This is a genomic window from Nodosilinea sp. LEGE 07088 (genome assembly GCF_015207395.1).
GTDB lineage: Bacteria > Cyanobacteriota > Cyanobacteriia > Phormidesmidales > Phormidesmidaceae > Nodosilinea.
The window spans coordinates 1-3,889 of sequence record NZ_JADEWX010000298.1 but is presented as its reverse complement, the minus strand read 5'-3'; the positions used below and the strand labels follow the sequence as shown (position 1 = coordinate 3,889).

At 52.7% G+C, this 3,889-nt stretch carries 4 protein-coding genes; 3 read left to right on the top strand and 1 reads right to left on the bottom strand.

The window, feature by feature from the left end; translation table 11 throughout:
- Window positions 1-184: 184 nt before the first annotated feature.
- Window positions 185-757, top strand: a complete 573-nt coding sequence (locus IQ254_RS30045; protein ID WP_193969811.1) for a Uma2 family endonuclease — start codon at window positions 185-187, stop codon at window positions 755-757.
- Between the two features lie 14 nt (window positions 758-771).
- Window positions 772-2,175 (top strand): Uma2 family endonuclease, encoded by a 1,404-nt coding sequence (locus tag IQ254_RS30040; RefSeq protein WP_193969810.1) that lies wholly within the window; start codon window positions 772-774, stop codon window positions 2,173-2,175.
- Here IQ254_RS30040 and IQ254_RS32265 read toward each other — a convergent pair whose 3' ends face one another.
- Window positions 2,176-2,301, bottom strand: coding sequence for a hypothetical protein (locus tag IQ254_RS32265; RefSeq protein ID WP_255527048.1), 126 nt, complete (start codon window positions 2,299-2,301; stop codon window positions 2,176-2,178). It lies immediately after the preceding gene.
- A gap of 83 nt (window positions 2,302-2,384) precedes the next feature.
- Between IQ254_RS32265 and IQ254_RS30035 the strand changes: the two genes are divergently transcribed.
- Window positions 2,385-3,077, top strand: coding sequence for a hypothetical protein (locus tag IQ254_RS30035; protein ID WP_193969809.1), 693 nt, complete (start codon window positions 2,385-2,387; stop codon window positions 3,075-3,077).
- The last annotated feature ends 812 nt before the right edge of the window (window positions 3,078-3,889 follow it).

The following is a 3,889-nucleotide window of genomic DNA, read 5'->3' as shown; positions in this document are numbered from 1 at the left end:
CCTAGCCTTGAGGTTTATGAGCAACAGTACAAGGCACGGACGCTAAAGCACCTTCAGAGGAAGGCTCAAGCTTTAGGCTTTGAACTCGTGCCTCAGCCCGCTGCCCATGCGGATGTTTCTTAGGAGATGGCAAAATTTCGGTTAAACCCTTAGAACACTCGACTCCTTGAGGAATTTGCCCGCTATGGTGTCCGTCACGCCACCTCAAGTCCATCGATGGACCCGCCATGAATACCATCGGCTGGCCGAACTCGGTTTTTTTGAGGGCAGACGAGTGGAACTCATAGAAGGTCAGGTGATCGATATGGCCGCGATGAGAAGCCCCCATGCTGTGGCCATAGACTTGGTAGATGCCGCCCTAAAAACTGTGTTTGGCAGTGGGTATTACATTCGTCAGCAGAAACCGTTTGTGGTGAGTGATATTTCGGAACCAGAGCCAGATGTGGCCGTAGTACAGGGTTCGATACGTGACTACACCGATGCTCATCCGACAGCAGCAGCATTGCTCGTGGAAGTAGCGGATACGTCCGTCAGCTATGACCGTAAGTTTAAGGGCAGTCTATACGCTAAGGCTGGAGTTGCAGAGTACTGGATTGTGAATCTGGTTAAGCGCCAGCTAGAGGTTTATCGGCAACCTGTTGTGGATGACCAGGCAACCTACGGGTGGCACTATGCCAAAGTCTCAACCTATCAGTCTGGTCAATCTATTGCTCCATTGAATGCACAGCGGGTAGCGGTTGAAAACTTACTGCCATAGTAGGGCAAAAAGCCATGGCGCTCTATCCACCGACTTCCGAGCTGTTTGACAACTGGATCAACAATAAACCCGAAAGCAAGCTGGAGTTGATTGACGGTCAGCTGGTTGTAGGCAATTCTCTGACCGGGAGTCGGCTCTTGCTGAGGCAGATTCTGCAGGGCTGGAGGGCCGATGCTGCCGTTGCCCTTGCCCCCACCGAAACCTGGTTCCAGGCCATTGCCGCAGGCTATGACCTCACTCTGCCGCAAACCGATTCTTACCTTGAAATACTTAACCATCTAGGGGATCAACTTGCTGACGTTGAGTTCGTTGCGGAAGATTTACAGGCCGGTCGGGCCGAGATCACCTGGGCGCATCACCGCATTCAGCAGCAGTTGACAATGGATTCCTTTCGACTGGCGAATCAGGTCGGGTGCGAATCTCTGGGGCGAGATTTTGTCATGCGTCTGGGCGATAACGGCTTCACGCCGGATCTGATCGTTTACAAAAGCCAGGGGCTCAATCAGCTCTTTTCCTATTTCCTGAGTGGCCCGGCAGAGTTGGTGATTGAAATTTTGATGCCGGGGCATAAAGCGGCTGATCGCAGCACCAAATTCGACTATTACCAGGCGGCAGGCGTTCCAGACTATTGGCTCGTTGATTCCGAGAGTCAGCAGGTTGAGTTCTACCGACTCGTAGACAGTCAGTATCAACGCCATCAGCCCGACAGCGACGGTCACTATCGCCCCAGCAGCATTCCTGGGTTAGCCTTTCGACCCGATGCCCTCTGGCAAGAGGATGAGGATTACAATCCCCTGGAACCCAAGACATTTAAGGTAGAGCAGTCGGTGGAAGGCTTGCAGCGATCGCAGGCCGAAGCAGGCCCTCAGTGGGGCTCCCTACTGTTTATTCCCAATATCCAGCCGTCACCCGTGCCTATCTCCTTTGAGGCCTACATTAGCTGGTGCCCGAGAGCCAAGTTTGAGTTTATAGCAGGCAAACCGCTGATCAACTCGACCCCAGGCACCCGCAATGTTTTAGCCATGCTGCTCATGACCATTGGCCTGGAGAGTGCGGTCAAACTGTTGCCACCCCAAGCCTGGATTGAGGGATTGCGCCAGCGGCTGGAGTGGGAACAGCACGATGGGGAGCGCAAAGCCGAATGGTGGCGGCTGGCCCGTCAGGCCGCAGAGCGACTGCGAACCCACTTCGACCTTGGGCGACTGGGGGTGATCGGCGACCTGACGATGCCTCAACCGTTGAACTACTGGTCAGACATTACCCTGGTCTACTGGGAAAAGTTTGAGGAGTCGTGGAAAGCGTTCGATGTGTTGCGAGACATTGACCCAGATTTCCGCATCGACCTGCTTGAGTTTCAGCCGGAGTGGCTCACGGCGGATCAGCTCTGGCAAATTGAGCGGCATTTAGTCGAATTATGACTAATCAGGACGGTACCGCGTCGGAGTCCCCTGTTCGGTAAAGGCCCAGATGTCGCCCTTGCGCTGGGGGCCATAGCTGATGTGGATGGGGCGATCTGCTCCATAGAAGTAGAGCGAATCAATCACCGGGTCAATTTTAAAGAAGCCTGCGCTGTGCGTATGGACAGGATGAAGAAAGCTCAGTGCTAGATGCCCCCTCTGGCTAACCAATGCCAAAAGACCTGCCCTACTACGCCAAGAAGTTTGCAACGCTGAATGTCAACCGGCACCGAGAGCGAGGGGCTGCGCCCCACAAGCCTGTGCTCTTAATTTCGATGATTGAGTTAATTGAGCAGGGCAAGATGCGGCTGAATCAGGTGCCGCTGTCGCCAGAGCTGATTTCGACGTTTTTGAAGTACTGGCGCAGTCTGGTGAAAACCGACCACCGCGCCGATATCTTGCTGCCGTTTGTGCATTTGACGGGCGATAAGTTTTGGCACCTGGCGTTTTACCCCGACAGCGAAACGGCGACGGCGACGGGGCTGGGCCGCAAGGGGGTGACGGCGGTGCGGCGGATGGTGCAGTATGCGTGGCTAGACCCGGAGCTATTTGCAATTTTGCAAGACCCAGGGCAGCGGGTAATTTTGCTGCGGGTGCTGATCGATAGCTGGTTTGCGGGGCGCTCCTCTGAGATTGAGCAGCTATCATTAATCGATGAGTTTGAGGCGGTGAAAAGCCAGCTTTTGCGGGAAGGGGGCGCGACATACAAGGTCGAAGACCTGAAGGATGAGGAAAATACCATCGTCAGGAATGGGGCGTTTCGCAAGATTGTGGTGTCGCTCTACGCCCAGCGCTGTGCAAGAACCACCACTGGGCGTTTGATCATGGGTGGTTTGGAGTGGATGACGAGTATCGAATTGTGATTCCGCAGGAGCGGTTTATGGAGGAGGCTGCGGTGGAAAGTCGAGAGATGGTGACGTTTAGGGAAGAGGCGATTGGGTTGCCGAGGGAAAGGGAGTTTAGGCCGAGTTTGGAAGGGTTGAGGTGGCATCGGGAGAAATGGGGGATTGGGTAGAAAGTGTTAGTTAACGGTGGGCACTAATCCATGACTATCTGCGGGGGGATGTGGCTGAGGTCTGGGTGGCAGTTGAGCAATTTACCCATTCTGAAATCTCGCTTGGCTAAGTCCAATACTCCGGACAAAAAATTGCCCTCCATATTACCTGTAAGCCAGAGCCTACGTTGCCCAAAGTATTTAAATCAATGTCAGCCTGAAAACTAACCTTGACTTAAATAGGCAATTGCTAGAGTGATTGCCCTGTAAGCCTTATAGGTCGTTGCTAAAACTGTCCGGACTGTTATAAGTCATTAGAGCAGGTCAATGACTATAAAGTCTATTTGAGATCTTTTGTGATGTACACGACGATGCAAGGTATCCAAGTCGGACTAAAGAACTCCTGTCGCTGTTAGAGCCAAATCGGCTTCTTTGATTGAGGTATTTCTGAAGATTATAGTCCTACAGGCTAGTACTCTAGGGAGGAAGTCTAGGTACTATTTTCTGAAAGCTAAGGAGCATGGGAGCGAGGGGACTAAGCGATCTGAAACGGTGAGAGTGTTCAAGTTTTTGTGTAAGCCTTGAATTTTAGATTTTGAAGCGTTCTGGGAACAGGATAGCAAAATGTGAAAGCGCAGCTCTCCAGTTTTTGATGGGCCTTGTCCATCGTTTGGCAATATT

Coding starts and splice junctions, on each gene's coding strand:
- IQ254_RS30045 (WP_193969811.1), top strand. CDS start 185: ATGGTGTCCGTCACGCCACCTCAAGTCCATCGATGGACCCGCCATGAA.
- IQ254_RS30040 (WP_193969810.1), top strand. CDS start 772: ATGGCGCTCTATCCACCGACTTCCGAGCTGTTTGACAACTGGATCAAC.
- IQ254_RS30035 (WP_193969809.1), top strand. CDS start 2,385: ATGCCAAAAGACCTGCCCTACTACGCCAAGAAGTTTGCAACGCTGAAT.